At 63.8% G+C, this 792-nt stretch carries 1 pseudogene; it reads right to left on the bottom strand.

What is annotated here, in order from left to right:
• Positions 1-140: 140 nt before the first annotated feature.
• Positions 141-792: pseudogene (locus K9U40_RS23120) on the bottom strand (IS630 family transposase); the annotation flags it as partial.

Here is a 792-nt window from a genome sequence, read left to right as displayed (position 1 = left end):
AGTGCTTCGGAAAACTGAAGCGGTTCAAGCGCGTCGCCCTGCGCTGCGAGAAGACCGAATGCGGCTTCGCTGCCATCGTCGCCCTCGCCTTGAGCTTCATCCTCATCAAATCCGTCCACACTGCCTAATACCAACGGCCCTTATGAGTGACCGATATGCGCCCATTGGCGCCTGCCGATGGATGTGATGGTTTCTGGGTTTTCGGTGAGACAGCGCCACGCTTCGCAGGCGGCATCGACGATGTCAGCGTAGGTCTCGAAGACGCTGTTGGAGAGAAAGTTCGATCGCAGATACTGCCAGATCTGCTCGACCGGGTTGAGCTCCGGCGATCGCGACGGCAGGAAGATCAGCGTTATGTTCTTCGGGACACAGAGCATCCTCGTGGTGTGCCATCCGGCGCGATCGAGCAGCAGCACGGCGTGCGATCCCCGAGCCACCATGGTCGAGATCTCGTCGAGATGCATCTGCATGGCCTCGGTACCGATATAGGGCAGGGCCAAGGCGGCACCGACGCCGCGCGCCGGGCAGATCGCCCCGAACAGCCAGGCATTGTCGTAGCGCTGGTCGGCCGGTTGGCGGGGCCGCGTTCCCCGCCGCGCCCACTGCCGGACGATGCCGTTCTTCTGGCCGATCCGGGCCTCATCCTGAAACCAGACCTCGATGCGGCGCCCCTTCGGCAGGTGCCCGACGTGAGCGCTCAGGGTGCGGGGGACGTTTTTTTGAAGTCCTCCATGACCCCGGGGTCCTGCCCCGGGTGACGGGGGCGGGCGCTGATGTGCGAGAAGCCGATCT

Source organism: Xanthobacter autotrophicus, assembly GCF_030015065.1.
Taxonomy (GTDB): Bacteria; Pseudomonadota; Alphaproteobacteria; order Rhizobiales; family Xanthobacteraceae; genus Xanthobacter; species Xanthobacter autotrophicus_D.
Note: the sequence above shows the minus strand (reverse complement) of the source record. Positions and strands in the feature narration are given on the sequence as shown.